General features: G+C 70.3%; 1 protein-coding gene. It reads left to right on the top strand.

Going from position 1 to position 256, the window contains the following annotated elements:
• On the top strand, positions 1–256 hold a 256-nt coding region (locus AOBCEHNH_RS07040; RefSeq protein WP_193221217.1), incomplete at both ends, for a hypothetical protein.

Below are 256 nucleotides of genomic sequence, written 5' to 3'. Positions count from 1 at the left end.
GGTCGAGGGCGAGTCCGCGAACGTCGAGGCCGTCTTCGCCGACGCCGCCAAGCCCGTCGAGTTCACGACCGTGAACTTCTACGTCGGCGGCAAGGTCGTCTCCACCGCGGCGCTCCCGTCCGGGACCACCTTCGCCCAGTTCCGCTCCTTCGCCGACGGCGCCGTCGAGCTGCCCGCGGGCAAGGTCCTCGCCGGCTGGAAGTGGACCGGCGACTCCGACAAGAACCTCATCCCCGGCGACTACAAGGTCGAGGGC

The organism is Collinsella intestinalis (assembly GCF_902501455.1).
In the GTDB taxonomy this organism is placed as follows: Bacteria; Actinomycetota; Coriobacteriia; order Coriobacteriales; family Coriobacteriaceae; genus Collinsella; species Collinsella intestinalis.
This window is presented reverse-complemented; position numbering and strand designations above follow the sequence as displayed.